Raw genomic sequence first — 14,571 nt, forward strand, 5'->3', positions numbered from 1 at the left:
GGCGGCGGCGACCAATCAGGAAGGACGAACATTCATGGACGATCCCGTGCTGTACACGAACGGGAGGCTGTTCACCAGCGATCCGGAGCGGCCTTGGGCGGAGGCGCTCGTGGTGGACGGCGACCGCCTCGCCTACGTCGGCGACGACGCGTCGGCGCGCGCGCACGCCGGGCCGGGCGCCGCCGAGTTCGATCTGGGCGGCAGGGTCGTGCTGCCGGGGTTCGTCGACGGGCACGCCCACGTCCTGAAGACGGGCGAGGCGCAGCTCGGCGTGCAGCTCACCGACGCCGCCGACCTGGCGGAGATCCGGCGGCGGGTCCGGGCCTGGGCGGACGGCCGTCCGGACGCGCCGCGGGTGCTCGGCCGCGGCTGGCTCTACGACGCGCTGCCCGGCGGCGAGCCGGCGCGGTGGATGCTGGACGAGGCGGTGCCGGACCGTCCCGTCTACCTCGAAGCCAACGACTCCCACTCGATGTGGCTCAACAGCGCCGCGCTCGCCGAGGCGGGCGTCACCCGCGACACCCCGGACCCGGTCGGCGGGCGCGTCGCGCGGGACCCGGAGACCGGGGAGCCGACCGGGCACCTGATCGAGACGGCCGCGGACGCGCTCGTGCTGCCGCTGCTCCACAAGGCGACCACCGACGACGACCGGGACCGGGCGCTGGCGGCGGCCGTGCGGGGCTACCTGTCCAGCGGGGTGACCGGCGCGGTCGACATGGGCCTGGACGAACCGGCCCTGGCGGCGCTCGTGCGCGCCGAGCGGAGCGGACGGCTGCCGCTGCGGGTCGCCGGTCACTGGCTCGTCCAGCGCGGCGGCGACCCGGACGGGCATCTCGCGCAGGTGCGGCGGGCCGCCGAACTCGCCGCGACGCACCGCTCCGGCCGGCTGCGCGTCACCGGCGTGAAGTTCATCGTGGACGGCGTCATCGACGGCTGCACCGCCGCGATGCGCGACCCGTACGCGGACGGCGGCAACGCCGACCCGATCTGGGACGCCGACGTGCTGGCGCCCGCGGTGGCCGCCGCGGACGCCGCGGGCCTGCAGGTGGCGCTGCACGCGATCGGGGACGCCGCCGTCCGCATCGCGCTGGACGCCATCGAGCACGCGGGCCGGGTGAACGGGCCCCGGCCCCGGCGCCACCGGATCGAGCACCTGGAGTACGCCGCGCAGGAGGACATCGAACGGCTCGCCCGCCTCGGCGTGACCGCGTCGATGCAGCCGGTGCACGCCGACCCCGCGATCCGCGCGAACTGGAACGCCATGCTGGGCGACGCCCGGGCGGAGAACGGGTTCGCCTGGCCCGCGATGACGGCCGCGGGTGCCCGCCTCGCCTTCGGCACCGACGCGCCGACCGCCCCGCATCCGCCGCTGCCGAACATGTTCGTCGCGAGCACCCGCCGTTCGGCGCTGGTCCCCGGGCTGCCCGCGATGGAGCCGCATCTCGCCGTGCCCGTCGCCGAGGCGATCGTGCACGGGACGGCCGACTCGGCCTGGGCGTGCCGCGCCGAGCACGACCAGGGACGGCTCCGCGCGGGACTGCTCGCGGACTTCATCGTGCTCGACCGCGACCCGTTCGGCGACCCCGACGCCCTCCTCGGCTCCGACGTCCTGCTGACCGTGGTCGGCGGACGGCGCCACGTCGACCGGCTCGCGCAGCCACGGCCGGCTCGCGCAGCCGGGCCGAACCGGAACGCAGTGAAGGAAGGACCATGAGCATTTACGACGTCATCGTCATCGGAGCGGGCTTCTCCGGGCTGACCGCGGCCCGGGACCTGCGGGAGGCGGGGCGGCGCGTCCTCGTCCTCGAGGCCCGCGACCGCATCGGCGGCTCCACCTGGTACCAGGCCGACGCGTTCGACGGGTTCGGGCTGGAGATGGGCGGCACGTGGATCGTGCCGCAGCAGGCCCACGTGTTCGCGGAGGCGCGCCGCTACGGCGTCCGGATCACCGGCGACACCCCGCCGGGCCGGCTCACGTGGTCGGCGCACGGAACCGTGCGCGACACCCTCCTGCCGGTCGGCCCGGACGAGTACGGCGCGCTGGAGCACGCGGTCCGCGCGCTGGTCGCGGCGAGCGAGCGCCTCGACCCGGACCGTCCGCTCAGCGAGCAGGACCTCGCCGACCTGGACGTGCCGATCGGGCGGTGGGCCGACGAGGCGGGGCTCACCGGCGACGCCCGGGAGCTGATGGTCTCCTGGTTCTGCGGCTGCGCCAACGCCCGCGACGACGTCGGGTCCGCGCTCGACATCATCCGCTGGATGGCCGCCATGGACCACTCCCTGTGGGGGATGGTGCGGGCCAGCGTCCTCGGCTGCACGTTCACCGACGGGACGGTCTCGCTCGCCGACGCGATCGCGGCGGACGCCCGGCGCCCGCCCGGCGGGGCGGAGCTGCGCCTGTCCAGCCCGGTGCGGGCGGTGCACGACGACGGGACGGCGGTGACCGTCACGATCGAGGGCGGTGCGCGGGTGCGCGCCCGCCGGGTCCTGGTGACCGTGCCGATCGGCGTGCTCGGCGACATCCGGTTCACCCCGGAGCTGCCCCCCGACAAGCTCGCCGCGTCGCGGGAGAACCACGCCGGGCAGGGACAGAAGATCTGGGCGCTGGCGCGCAACGTCCCGGCCGACCTCAGCGGATTCGGCTGGGGAACCGATTTCGACTACGTCGGCGCGATGGGGACCACCGACCGGGGCGAGGTGCTGGTGTGCTTCGCCCCCGAACACGACCGGGTCGACGCGGACGACCTCGCCGACGTGCAGCGCGCGGTGCGCGACTTCGCGCCCGACGCCGAGGTCGTCGACGCGCACACGCACCGCTGGGTGGACGACGAGTACTCCAAGGGCACCTGGGCGACGTTCCGCGCCGGCCAGTTCGGCAGGTACGAGCTGGCCCTGGGCAGACCGGAGGGCAGGGTGCACTTCGCCGGGTCCCACACGGCCCGCAGGTGGCGCGCCTTCATCGACGGCGCCATCGAGTCCGGCGGCCGGGCCGCCGCCGAGCTCCTCGCCGCGGACGCGGGCGGGCGGACCGGCGGCAAGGACCCCGCCGAGAGGACGGTGCGCCCGTGACCGGGAACGGAACCGCACCCGCGTTCGGCGACCCGCCCCGCACGGTGACGGACGGGCGCGTCGGCCCGGTCGTGGCGAGCGTGGTGCCCCGCTTCGCGGGACCCGCCACGTTCGCGCGGCTGCCCCGCATCGACGAGGTGTCGGACGTGGACGTCGCGGTGACCGGCGTACCGTTCGACGGCGGCGTCAGCTTCCGGCCCGGCGCCCGGTTCGGGCCCGCGCACGTCCGCGAGTCGTCCCGGCTGCTGCGCCCCTACAACCCCGCGCTGGACGTCGCGCCGTTCGGCCGCCTCCAGGTCGTGGACGCGGGCGACATCGCGGTCAATCCGTTCTCCATCGACGCGGCCGTCGCGGAGGTGGAGGCGGGCGCGGACGCGCTGCTGGAGCGTGCGGGACGGCTGCTGACCCTCGGCGGCGACCACACGATCGCGCTCCCGCTGCTGCGCTCCCTCGCGCGGCGGCACGGCCCGGTCGCCGTCGTCCATTTCGACGCGCACCTCGACACGTGGGACACCTATTTCGGGGCGGCGACGACACACGGAACCCCGTTCCGGCGCGCGTCCGAGGAAGGGCTCCTGGACCGCTCCGGCTGCCTGCACGTCGGCATCCGCGGGCCCCTCTACGACGCCGCCGACCTGGCGGACGACGCGGAGCTCGGCTTCCAGATCGTGCACGCCCGGGAGATGGAGGCGCTCGGCACGCCCGGTGTCGTCGAGCGCGTCCGGGCGCGGGTGCAGGACCGTCCCGTGTACGTGTCGGTCGACATCGACGTCCTGGACCCGGCGTTCGCCCCCGGCACCGGCACCCCCGAATCAGGGGGCCTGCTCAGCCGCGAACTGCTCGCCCTGCTGCGCGGCTTCGCCGGGCTGAACCTCGTCGGCGCCGACGTCGTCGAGGTCGCGCCCGCCTACGACCACGCCGAGATCACCGGGATCGCCGCCGCGCACGCCGCCTACGAGCTGCTGTCGGCGATGGCCCGGACGGAGACCCCATGACCGGAGAACCCGTGATCCCCAACATCATCGGCGGCGAGCGCGCCGCCGCGGACACCGACCGGACGAGCGAGGTGATCGACCCCGCGACCGGCGAGACCTACGCGACCGCGCCGATCTCCGGGCCGTCCGACGTGGACGCCGCGTTCGCCGCCGCCGCCCGCGCCTTCGAACACTGGCGGGACGCCTCCCCGGCCGTCCGGCAGCGCGCGCTGCTGGCGGCCGCCGACGCCGTCGAGGCCCGCGCGGACGACCTCGTCCGCGCGGAGGTGCGCGACACCGGCAAGCCCGCCGCCGTCATGGCCCGCGACGAGATCCCCGACATCGTCGACCAGATCCGCTTCTTCGCGGGCGCGGCCCGCACGCTGGAGGGCCGCGCCGCCGCCGAGTACACGCCCGGCCACACCTCGGTGATCCGACGGGAGCCGGTCGGCGTCTGCGCGCAGATCACCCCGTGGAACTACCCGCTGATGATGGCCGTCTGGAAGTGGGCGCCGGCCGTCGCCGCGGGGAACACGGTGGTGCTCAAACCGTCCGACACCACCCCCGCGAGCACCGTCCTGCTGGGCGAGATCCTCAACGAGGTGCTGCCGCCGGGCGTGGTCAACGTGGTCTGCGGAGACCGCGAGACCGGCCGGCTGCTGGTCGCGCACCCGGTGCCGCGGATGGTGGCCGTGACCGGGTCCGTCCGCGCGGGCATGGAGGTCGCCGCCGCCGCGTCCCGCGACGTCAAGATCACCCATCTGGAGCTGGGCGGCAAGGCCCCGGCGGTGGTCTTCGACGACGCCGACGCCGCGTCCGCCGCCGCGGGGATCGCCGCCGCCGCGTTCTACAACGCGGGCCAGGACTGCACCGCCGCGACGCGCGTCCTCGCCGGGCCGCGCGTCTACGACGACCTCGTCGCCGCCCTCGTGGACCGGGCGCGGGCCACCCGCACGGGCCGCCCCGACGACCCGGACGTCGACTACGGGCCGCTGAACAACGCCGGTCACCTCGCCCGCGTGCAGGGCCACCTGGACCGGCTCCCCGCCCGCGCCACTGTCGAGACGGGCGGCGGCCGCCTCGGCGGCGACCTGGCCGGCGGCTACTTCCACGAGCCCACCGTCGTCACCGGAGTCCGCCAGGACGACGAGATCGTCCAGCAGGAGGTCTTCGGGCCGGTCGTCACGGTCCAGCGGTTCACCGGCGAGGACGAGGCCGTCCGGCTCGCCAACGGCGTCCCGTACGGGCTGGCGTCCAGCGTCTGGACCCGCGACCACGCCCGCGCGATGCGCATGGCGCGGTCCCTCGACTTCGGTTGCGTGTGGGTCAACACCCACGGGGTGCTGCTGGCCGACATGCCCCACGGCGGCTACGGGCACTCCGGGTACGGCAAGGACCTCTCCCTCTACGGAATGGAGGACTACACCCGGATCAAGCACGTCATGCACGCCCTCGACGACGCCTGACGTTCACCCCGTCGCGGGGGCTCGGCGGCAGGCGGGGACACGCCGTACACGGACGGCGCCGCCGACCGCACGGCCGGCCGCGCCGAACACCACGCTGAGACGTTGCCGGCGTCGTGGCCTAGAAGGGGTGAGGTGTCCGCGTTTTCGGCGTCGGGATTGTGGGTGCGGCGGATGATGGGGAGAATCGCCGCATGGGTCTGGGATTGGCGCCGCACACGATCGTCCTCATGGTCGTCACCGCGCTCGCCGTGGTCGGCGGGCTGGTCTACGCGATGCGGCAGGAGGAGGCCGAGCAGCGGGCGTGGCGGCGGGTCTCCGACGAGGTGGGGGAGATGGGGCTGCCCGAGATACGGCGGCTGCTCCGGCAGGGACCCGTGGCGCCGAGCCCGCAGTTCTGGCAGGTGATCGAGGACGGGCTCGTCCGGTTCCGTCCGCGCGACCGGGACGAGGAGGCGCAGCGGCAGCGGCTGCTGCAGGAGGTCCGGCTTCGGCTCATGCCGTGAAAGGTCGTATTTCGCCACGAGAAAAGGGACCTCCCGGGAGGGAGGTCCCTTTCTGCATTCGGAAGTTCGTCAGTACGGCAGGAGGCGGCCGGACGGCGTCCTGAGATCGGGCTGGCTCGGTTGACGTGGAGGCTTGGGGCGTTTGATGAGCTGCTGCCGTGCCATGGTGATCATCTCCCCCCGTCGGGCGGGCTTTAACCCGTCCGTCGAGCCGATGCGGCGTTCACCTCGTACGACGCGGGCCGCGCGGGCGAGGTTCGGCGAGTGTATGCGACCACCTCTGCCCGTTCGACCGATTTTGCGGAAGCGCTTGCAGCGGAGAGTAATCGTGAAATAGCAGCGTGTGTTTCGGGTGTGGCCGGACTCGGCCAGTTCAGGAGACGATGTCGCGGTTGCGGAAGCGGCGGAATGCGAGGGCGAACAGGACGGCCGCGTACGAGATCGAGATCGCGGTGCCCTTCGCCATGCCCGTCCATTCGATGTCCGGCTGGAGCGCGTCCATCCACGCGTACATCCAGTGGGTCGGCAGGAAGTCGCGGAGCGAGCCCAGGGCGGTGACGGCGTCCAGGATGTTGCTGACGATGACGAGGCCGACGGCGCCGCCGACCGCGCCGAGCGGGGAGTCGGTCGTCACCGAGAGCAGGAACGCGAGCGCGGCCACGACGAGCTGGGCGATCAGGGAGTACGCGACGATGATCGCCATGCGCCGGAGCGCGGTGCCGACCGGGACGCTGCCGCCCGTGGGGAGCTCGACGTCGCCCCAGCCGAACGCGACGGTGCCCGCGAGCAGGGACATGAGCGGCAGCGACAGGACGGCGACGACCGCGTACCCGAGCGCGACGATCAGCTTCTGCCGCAGCAGCCGGCCGCGCGGGACGGGCGCGGCGAGCAGGTAGCGCAGCGACGACCAGCCGGCCTCGCTCGCCACGGTGTCGCCGCAGAACAGCGCGACCGCGACGACGAGCAGGAACCCGGTCGAGACGAACAGGGCGAAGAGGGCGAAGTTCAGCGCGCTCGCGGTCGCGACGTCCACCAGGCTCGGGACGCCGTCCGGACCGGGGTCGCCCCCGATCTCGAAGGCGGCCACCAGCACCCACGGCAGGGCGAGCAGGACCGCGAACGCGAACATCGTGCGGCGGCGGCGGAACTGCCGGACGGTCTCGACGCCGAGCGGCAGCGTCCGGCGGACCCGGTACGTCACGTGTCATCCCCGATCAGTTCGATCCCTCCCCGATCAGTTCGAGGAAGGCGTCCTCGAGGCGGCGGCCGGACCCGACGATCTCCGCGACGGGCCCCGCGGTGACGCGCCGCCCGCCCGCCATGACGACCGCGTGCGTGCAGGTCTGCTCGACCTCGGCGAGCAGGTGGCTGGACACGATCACGGTGCGGCCCGCCGCGGCGTAGCGGACGAGCACGTCGCGCATCTCGCGGATCTGCGGCGGGTCGAGGCCGTTGGTGGGCTCGTCGAGGACGAGCAGGTCGGGCAGGCCGAGCATGGCCTGGGCGATCGCGAGGCGCTGCCGCATGCCCTGCGAGTAGGTGCGGACGGCCCGGTCGAGGGCCGGGCCGAGCGCGGCGATCTCGAGCGCCTCGTCCATGTGCGCCTCGGCGCGGGGACGTCCGGTGGCGCGCCAGTACAGGTCGAGGTTGTCGCGGCCGGACAGGTGCGGCAGGAAGCCGGGGCCCTCGACGAACGAGCCGAGCCGGGACAGGACGGGCGCGCCGGGGGTGACGCGCTGCCCGAAGATGCGGATCTCGCCGGAGTCCGGGTGGATCAGGCCCATCATCATCCGGAGCGTCGTCGTCTTGCCCGCCCCGTTCGGCCCCAGCAGGCCGAGGACCTGCCCCTTCTCCACGCGGAAGGAGAGGTCGGCGACGGCGAGGTGCCCGTTCCCGTACTTCTTCGTCAGCCCCGTGATCTCCAGCGGGACGTCGCCGTCGCCGGTGTCGGCGGGCGTGCGGCGCCGGACGAGGAGGCCCGCGGCGACGGCCAGGGCCGCCAGGGGGAGCGCCCACACCCAGACGGGCAGCGGGCTGGACGCGGCCGTCAGCGCCGGGACGGTCGGGACGGTGAGCGGCGCGACGGCCCGCACCTCGAAGGAGGCCGCCTCCGGCGGGGTCGCGAACCCCATGTCGGTGGTGGAGACGACGACCCGCAGCCGGTGGCCGCGGTCGAACCGGTGGTCCATCGCCGGGAGCGCGACCGTGACGTCCTCGCCGTCCGGGGCGCGGAAGGGCGCGGCGATGCGGCGGGCGGGGGACGCGGTGCCGTCCGGCGCGACGTCGTAGAGCTTGGCGAACAGCGGGACGTCGTCGCCTCCGCTCACCCGGAGCCGGACGGACGCGGCGCCGGTGAGGTGCACGGGACGGTCCAGCGGTGCGGTGTCGAACGTCGCGGACTGGCCGGGCGGGTCGGTGAGCTCCCCGCCGCCGAGGGCGCCGAGGTCGAGGCCGCCGCCGAGCGAGCCGATGCCGGGCAGCGCGGAGATGCCCGCGGGGACGCCGCCCGCCGGGCGGTGGATCTTCTGCTCGCGGCCTTCGAGGCGGAGGGTGCGGGGCGCGCCCGACAGGCCCGGGTACCGGGGGGCGGCGGCCTCCTCGACCACGACCTCGCCGGTGGACGAGTCGAGCCCGCCCGAGCGCGTCACCGTGAAGCCGGGGAGTTCGGGGGCCGGGGCGCCCTTGAGGTGCGCGTCGAAGAAGTCGCGCACGAGGCCCCGGACGCGTGCGGTCTCCTCGGGGCCGCCGTCGTGGCCGCCCCGGTACCAGACGACGGAGACGGGCGCGCCGTTGCGGGCGATGGCGCGGGCGTTCGCGTCGGCGTGGGCCAGCGGGAACAGCGAGTCGGACTGCCCCTGGACGAGCAGGGCCGGGACGTCGATGCGGTCGGCGACCGCGGCGGGGCTGGACCGCCGCAGGGTCGCGACGGCCTCGGGCGTGGGCCGTCCGGTCTCGGCGACCTCCTGGAACATGTCGCACAGGGAGGGCAGGAACCGGCCGCAGGCCGTCCCGCCCGCGCCGCTGGAGAAGAACAGGCCGGCCCACAGCTTCTTGTAGACGCCGTTCGCGGGGTCTCCGCCGGACGCGTCGGGGAACAGCGCGTCGTCGAGGCCGTGCCAGGTGATGCGCGGGGCGATCGCGTCGACGCGGTCGTCGTACGCGGCGGTGAGCAGGGAGATCGCGCCGCCGTAGGACGGGCCGGCGACGCCGACGCGCGGGTCGCCGGGGCCGTCGAGCCGGACCTCGGGACGGGCGGCGAGCCAGTCGACGAGCTGCCGCGCGTCCTTGACCTCGTAGTCGGGGGAGTTGAGGGCGATCTCTCCGGTGGACGCGCCGAATCCGCGCGCCGACCAGGTCAGGACCGCGTACCCGTCCTCGGCGAGCGCGCGCGCCTCGCCCGCCATGTCCTTCTTGGTGCCGCCGAAGCCGTGCGCCAGCATGATCGCCGGGAGTTCGCCGGCGTCCTGGGGCGTGTGGAGGGAGACGTCCAGGGTGACGCGCTGGTCGTCGCGGGGGCCGTCCATGACGGTGACGCGACGCTCCAGGACGCGCACGTCCGGTGCGGTGTCGGCGGTGACGCCCCAGATCGCGCCCGTGCCGGCGAGCGCGAGCGCGGCCCCGGCCGCGGTCCAGCGCGCGGCACGTCCCGTCCCGTTCCAGCGCTCGCGGAACCGTCCCCCCAGCCTCATGCGGGCAACCCTACGGGCGCGGGACCGCCGCGCGCTCCGCCCGGCGGCCGATCCGCGCTGCGCCCGCCGCGGTACGCGGCCGTCCGCCCGTACGTCTCCGGGACGAGCCGCGCCGTGAGCCGCGACGTCAGGGGGCGAGGGCGGCGGTGAACATGGCGGTGAGGCGGTCGGTGAGCTCGTCCGGGTCGGCCTCGCGGAGATCGTTGAGGCCGAAGAGCCGGCGGACGGGCCCGCCGCCCATGAGGATCGTGGACGCGAGCAGCGCGCGCGCACGCGCGTCGGGGCCGTCGAGCTGCGCGACCATCGGCTCGACGATGGAGTCCTCGAGGTAGCGCAGGAGGCTCTGCTTGACCTCGGGGTGCCCGGCGGAGCGGTCGAGCAGCCGCGACACCGAGGTGACCGAGCGGTGCTCGACCTGGTGGGCGAAGTACTCGGCGAGGCGGCGGGGGAGGCCCTCGGGGCCGCCCGCGATGACGCCGCGCAGCACGGACTCGCCGGACAGCACCTCGGCGAACAGGTCGGCCTTCGACCCGAAGTACCGGTGGACGAGCGCGGTGTTCGCGTCCGCCTCGGCGGCGATCATCCGGATGGTGACGCCGCCGTAGCCGTGCCGGCCGAACAGGTCGCGGGCCGCGTCCAGGATGCGCCGCCGGGTGGCCTCCCGGTCGCGCTTGCGGGCGGCCGGACGTGCGTCGCCGTCGACCCCGGCGGGGTCGTCGACCTGTATCGCCTCCATCACACCAGTATCCCCCGGGTTGCAAGTAAACAGGCGTCTACATAGGATACATGCTAAGCACAGGTAATTGAGTTCGATGGGGGCAGAGTGGTTCGAGGGAGCGCGGCTGCGGCCGAGCCTGAGCAAGAGATCCCGCGGTACACGCACCGTCAGGTCCTGAAGATCCTGTCCGGCCTGATGATGGCGATGCTGACCGCGATGATCTCCACGTCGGTCATCAGCACCGCGCTGCCGACGATCGTCGGCGACCTCGGCGGCCAGGACAAGCTCGCCTGGGTGGCCAGCGCGGCGCTGCTGACGATGACCGCCTCGACGCCGCTGTGGGGCAAGCTGTCGGACGTCTTCGGCCGCAAGCTCGTCTTCCAGACGGCGCTGCTCATCTTCGTGCTCGCGTCGGTGGGCGCCGGGATGTCGCAGAACATCGGCCAGCTCATCGTCTCCCGCGGCCTGCAGGGCCTCGGCGTCGGCGGCCTGTCCGCGCTCGCGCAGGTCATCCTGGGGGACGTCGTCGAACCCCGGCAGCGCGGACGCTACGCGGGGTACATGGGCGCGGTGTTCGGCGTCGCCACGGTCGCCGGGCCGCTGCTCGGCGGGTTCATCGTCGACGCGGGCGCCCTCGGCTGGCGCTGGTGCTTCTACGTGTGCGTCCCGCTCGCGGTCGTCGCGTTCATCGTCATCCAGAAGGTCCTCAAGCTGCCGAAGACGCGGAGCGACACGAGCATCGACGTCTTCGGCGGCGTCACGATCACCGGCGCCGCCGCCGCGCTGATGTTCCTGCTGTCGATGGGCGGCGACCAGTTCGCGTGGAACTCCGCCTGGACGTACGTCCTCATCGGCGTCACGCTCGTCCTGACCGCGCTCGCGGTCGTCGCCGAGCGGTACGCCCGCGACCCGATCCTGCCGCTCCGGCTGTTCCGGGACCGGACGTTCGTGCTGGCGAGCATCGGGCTGCTGTGCATGGCCGTCGCCATGTTCGGCGCGATGATCTACATGCCGCAGTACCTGCAGATCGTCAAGGGGATGAGCCCCACGGCGTCCGGCCTGATGACGCTGCCGCTCGTCGTCGGCATGCTGGTCACCTCGACCCTGTCCGGCCAGCTCGTCACCCGCACCGGCCGCTACAAGATCTACCCGGTGGTCGGCATGGTGTTCGTCGCGGGCGCCCTGTACCTGCTGTCGCGCCTGCACGTCGACTCGTCCAATGTCGAGATCGGGACCGGCCTCGCGCTGCTCGGCGTCGGGCTCGGGCTGACGCTGCAGATCCTGATCCTGGCCGCGCAGAACTCCGCCGCCCACGCCGACCTGGCGTCCACCACGTCCGGGCTGTCGTTCTTCCGCAACCTGGGCGGCGCGATGGGCGTCGCCGCGTTCGGGTCGGTCCTCACCAACCGGCTCGGCGACGAGATGGCCGAGGGCGCCCGCGCCGCGGGCGTGCCGCTGCCGTCCGGCGGCGACGGCCTCGGCTCCCCCGACCAGATCGCCGCGCTGCCCGAGCCGATCAAGCACATCGTGCTGATCGCGTTCAACAACGCCGTCGAGACCGTGTTCCTCATCGGCGTCCCGGTCGCCGTCCTCGGCTTCCTCGTCGTCCTCGGGCTCAAGGAGCTGCCGCTGCGCGGCGGGCCGGCCGCGCCCGCGCCCGCCGCCCCCGAGGGCCCCCTCGACGGCGCGTCCGCCGCGGACGACGTCCGTCCGGACGACCCGGCGGGACGGCACGAGCGGACGCCCGCGCCCCCGCGGGCCGAGCAGGAACTCGTGGCCGCGGGCGCCGTCCCGTACGGGCACGCGGCGTCCGTCAACGAGATGTCGCACAACGGCCTCGGCACCCCGTCGGGCGACGGCGCCCCCCGCCCCGCGGGGGACGCCGAAGTCCCCGGCGCGGCCGGACCGGTCCCGAACGCGGCGCCGCGGGGCGGCGGCCCTCCCGGCGGCGTCCCCGTCCGGGGCGTGGTGCGGACCTCCGACGGCGCGCCCGTCCCGTCCGCCGCGCTCACCCTGATCGGCGTGGACGGCCACCAGCTCGCGCGCGCGCTGACCCTCGCGGACGGACGGTACGCGCTGCCCACGCCCGGCCCCGGCACGTACGTCCTGATCGCGGCGACCGGGGAGCACGAACCGCAGGCCGCGACGCTCGTCGTCGGAGACCGGCCGGTCGAGTTCGACCTTCTCCTGGCGGGCAACGGGGGCCTCGCCGGGACGGTCCGCGGCGCCGACGGGCACCCGGTGCCGAACGCGATGGTCGTCGTCACCGACGTCCGCGGCGAGGTCGTCGGCACCGGACGGACCGGCCCCGACGGGCGGTACGCGTTCGGCGACATCGTCTCCGGCACCTACACGCTCGCCGTGAGCGCCGCCGCGCACCGTCCCGTCGCGCTGCCCGTCGAGGTCGGCGGCAACGGGCAGACTGCGCAGGACGTCGAACTTCCGCCCGGCGCCCGGGTGCGGGGGACCGTCCGCAACGAGGCGGGCGAGCCCGTCGCGGACGCCCGCGTCACGATCGTCGACGCGGTCGGCAACGTCGTCGCGATGATGATCACCGGACCGGACGGGGAGTACGCGTTCGCCGACCTGACCGGCGGACAGTACACCGTCATCGCGTCCGGCTACCCGCCGGTGGCGACCGCGCTGTCGCTGTCGGGCGGCGGCCGGGACGAGCACGATCTCAAGCTCGGCTACCCGGAAGAGTGACCGACACCGCCCGGACGGACCGGGACCAACGAGCACGAGGCTGGTCAATGGACGAGAGTCGAGGTCTGCGCGGCAGCGTGCGGACGAAGGACGGCTGGGCGGTGCGGCACGCGATCGTCACCGTGACGGACCTGGCCGGGAACCAGGTGGCGCGGGAGCGGACCGGGGAGGACGGCGTGCTCGCCGCCGGTCCGCTCCCCGCCGGCACCTACACGGTGATCGTGACGGCCACGGGCTTCCAGCCCGCCGCCGCCACGCTCATCGTGACCGGCTCGGGCGTCGCCGACATCGGCAAGGTCGCGCTCGCCCGCGCGGGCGGCACCGAACTGCCGCCGCCCGGCCCGTGGACGATCGACCCCGCGCACTCGAGCGTCGGCGCCGTCGCGCAGCACCTCGGGCTGTCGAGCGTCCGCGGCCGGTTCGGCGTCTTCGAGGGACGCGTCGACGTCGCCGAACCCGTCGAGGCGTCCCGCGTCGCCGCCCGCATCGACGCGTCGTCCATCGACACCGGCAACAAGCTCCGCGACGACCACCTGCGCTCCGCCGACTTCCTCAACGTCGACGAGCACCCGGTCATCGACTACACCGGCGACCGCGTCACCGCCGCGGGCGCCGACCGCTGGACCGTCCACGGGCGGCTCACCCTCAACGGGCACACGCGGCCGGTCGACCTCGACCTCGTCTACCTCGGGACGGGCGCCGACCCGTGGGGCGGCGTCCGCACGGCGTTCCGCGCGACCGCCGAACTCCGCCGCCGCGACTTCGGCATCCGCTACAACGAGCTGCTGGAGGCCGGCATCGCGATGGTCGGCGAGAGCCTCCGCGTCGAGCTGGAGATCCAGGCGGTCCGGGGCACCGAGCTACCGCAGGGCTAGCGGCCCCGCAGGTCCCGCAGGAGCCGCACCGCCGACGCCCGATCCTGCGCGCCCGTCACGATGATCTTGCCGTCCGTGATCGCCATGTCGACCCGCGGCAGCGTGACGATCTCGTCGCGCACCACGAACGCCAGGTCGCGTCCCACGGTCGCGCGGGTGAGGTCGGCGAACGACCTGCGGTCCGCGGGCCGCAGCGTCAGCGCCACGTCGTACCCGCCCTGCCGCACCCGCGACCGCTGCACGTGCAGTTCGGACACCTCGTGGATCGCGAGCCCCTGCTCCAGTCGGTAGCACGCGGGACCGCCCCCCGACTGCCCGGTGATCCCGCGCGTCCCCGCCGGGCACTGCCCCGGCGTCGTCTGCGACACCGGGTAGATGTGCAGCGGGTCGGCCAGCGGCACCGGCCGCGTCCGCATCGACGACGCGATCAGCCCGCCGGTCACGGCCACCGCCGCGATCAGCAGCCCCAGCGTGAGCACCATGACCAGCAGCGCGGACCGGTGCCGGTCGGCGGCCCGCGCCTGCGGCGCCGCCCGGCGCGCCGCCCTCGCCCGCGGCCGCAGCCCCGCCC

Annotated in this window: 11 protein-coding genes; 7 read left to right on the forward strand and 4 right to left on the reverse strand. The window is 74.5% G+C overall.

Annotation, left to right across the window (positions count from 1 at the left end; all coding sequences use genetic code 11):
- The first annotated feature begins 34 nt into the window (after positions 1-34).
- The 5 genes from ACFQ11_RS27365 to ACFQ11_RS27385 all read left to right on the forward strand — a co-directional run bounded on the left by ACFQ11_RS27365 (position 35) and on the right by ACFQ11_RS27385 (position 6,012).
- Positions 35-1,714, forward strand: coding sequence for an amidohydrolase (locus ACFQ11_RS27365; protein ID WP_378303679.1), 1,680 nt, complete (start codon positions 35-37; stop codon positions 1,712-1,714).
- A complete protein-coding gene (locus ACFQ11_RS27370) occupies positions 1,711-3,069 on the forward strand; it encodes a flavin monoamine oxidase family protein (RefSeq protein ID WP_378303681.1) in 1,359 nt (452 codons plus the stop codon). The genes ACFQ11_RS27365 and ACFQ11_RS27370 overlap by 4 nt, the downstream gene beginning before the upstream one ends.
- Before the next feature lie 44 nt (positions 3,070-3,113).
- Positions 3,114-4,064, forward strand: coding sequence for an agmatinase (speB, locus tag ACFQ11_RS27375; RefSeq protein WP_378303701.1), 951 nt, complete (start codon positions 3,114-3,116; stop codon positions 4,062-4,064).
- Positions 4,061-5,509, forward strand: a complete 1,449-nt coding sequence (locus tag ACFQ11_RS27380; protein ID WP_378303684.1) for an aminobutyraldehyde dehydrogenase — start codon at positions 4,061-4,063, stop codon at positions 5,507-5,509. Before speB ends, ACFQ11_RS27380 begins: the two co-directional genes overlap by 4 nt.
- A 191-nt stretch (positions 5,510-5,700) precedes the next feature.
- A complete protein-coding gene (locus tag ACFQ11_RS27385) occupies positions 5,701-6,012 on the forward strand; it encodes a hypothetical protein (protein ID WP_378303686.1) in 312 nt (103 codons plus the stop codon).
- Between the two features lie 373 nt (positions 6,013-6,385).
- On the opposite strand, the gene ACFQ11_RS27390 is transcribed toward ACFQ11_RS27385, so the two are convergent.
- From ACFQ11_RS27390 to ACFQ11_RS27400, 3 genes are all read right to left on the reverse strand, one after another.
- Positions 6,386-7,213: an ABC transporter permease gene (locus ACFQ11_RS27390; protein WP_378303688.1), complete on the reverse strand. Its 828-nt coding sequence runs from the start codon at positions 7,211-7,213 to the stop codon at positions 6,386-6,388.
- A gap of 13 nt (positions 7,214-7,226) precedes the next feature.
- Positions 7,227-9,701: an alpha/beta fold hydrolase gene (locus ACFQ11_RS27395; protein ID WP_378303690.1), complete on the reverse strand. Its 2,475-nt coding sequence runs from the start codon at positions 9,699-9,701 to the stop codon at positions 7,227-7,229.
- Positions 9,702-9,828: 127 nt separating this feature from the next.
- A complete protein-coding gene (locus ACFQ11_RS27400) occupies positions 9,829-10,437 on the reverse strand; it encodes a TetR/AcrR family transcriptional regulator (protein ID WP_378303692.1) in 609 nt (202 codons plus the stop codon).
- Between the two features lie 177 nt (positions 10,438-10,614).
- On the opposite strand from ACFQ11_RS27400, the gene ACFQ11_RS27405 reads away from it, so the two are divergent.
- Positions 10,615-13,125: an MFS transporter gene (locus ACFQ11_RS27405; RefSeq protein WP_378303694.1), complete on the forward strand. Its 2,511-nt coding sequence runs from the start codon at positions 10,615-10,617 to the stop codon at positions 13,123-13,125.
- 47 nt (positions 13,126-13,172) lie between these two features.
- The gene (locus ACFQ11_RS27410) at positions 13,173-14,000 is read left to right on the forward strand and encodes a YceI family protein (protein ID WP_378303697.1); all 828 of its coding nucleotides are present in this window, start codon (positions 13,173-13,175) and stop codon (positions 13,998-14,000) included.
- Here the strand turns inward: ACFQ11_RS27410 and ACFQ11_RS27415 are convergent.
- A partial coding sequence (locus ACFQ11_RS27415) for a SecDF P1 head subdomain-containing protein (RefSeq protein ID WP_378303699.1) occupies positions 13,997-14,571 on the reverse strand: 575 nt, incomplete at its 5' end. The genes ACFQ11_RS27410 and ACFQ11_RS27415 overlap by 4 nt on opposite strands.

It is taken from the genome of Actinomadura sediminis (assembly GCF_042675525.1).
Lineage (GTDB): Bacteria > Actinomycetota > Actinomycetes > Streptosporangiales > Streptosporangiaceae > Spirillospora > Spirillospora sediminis.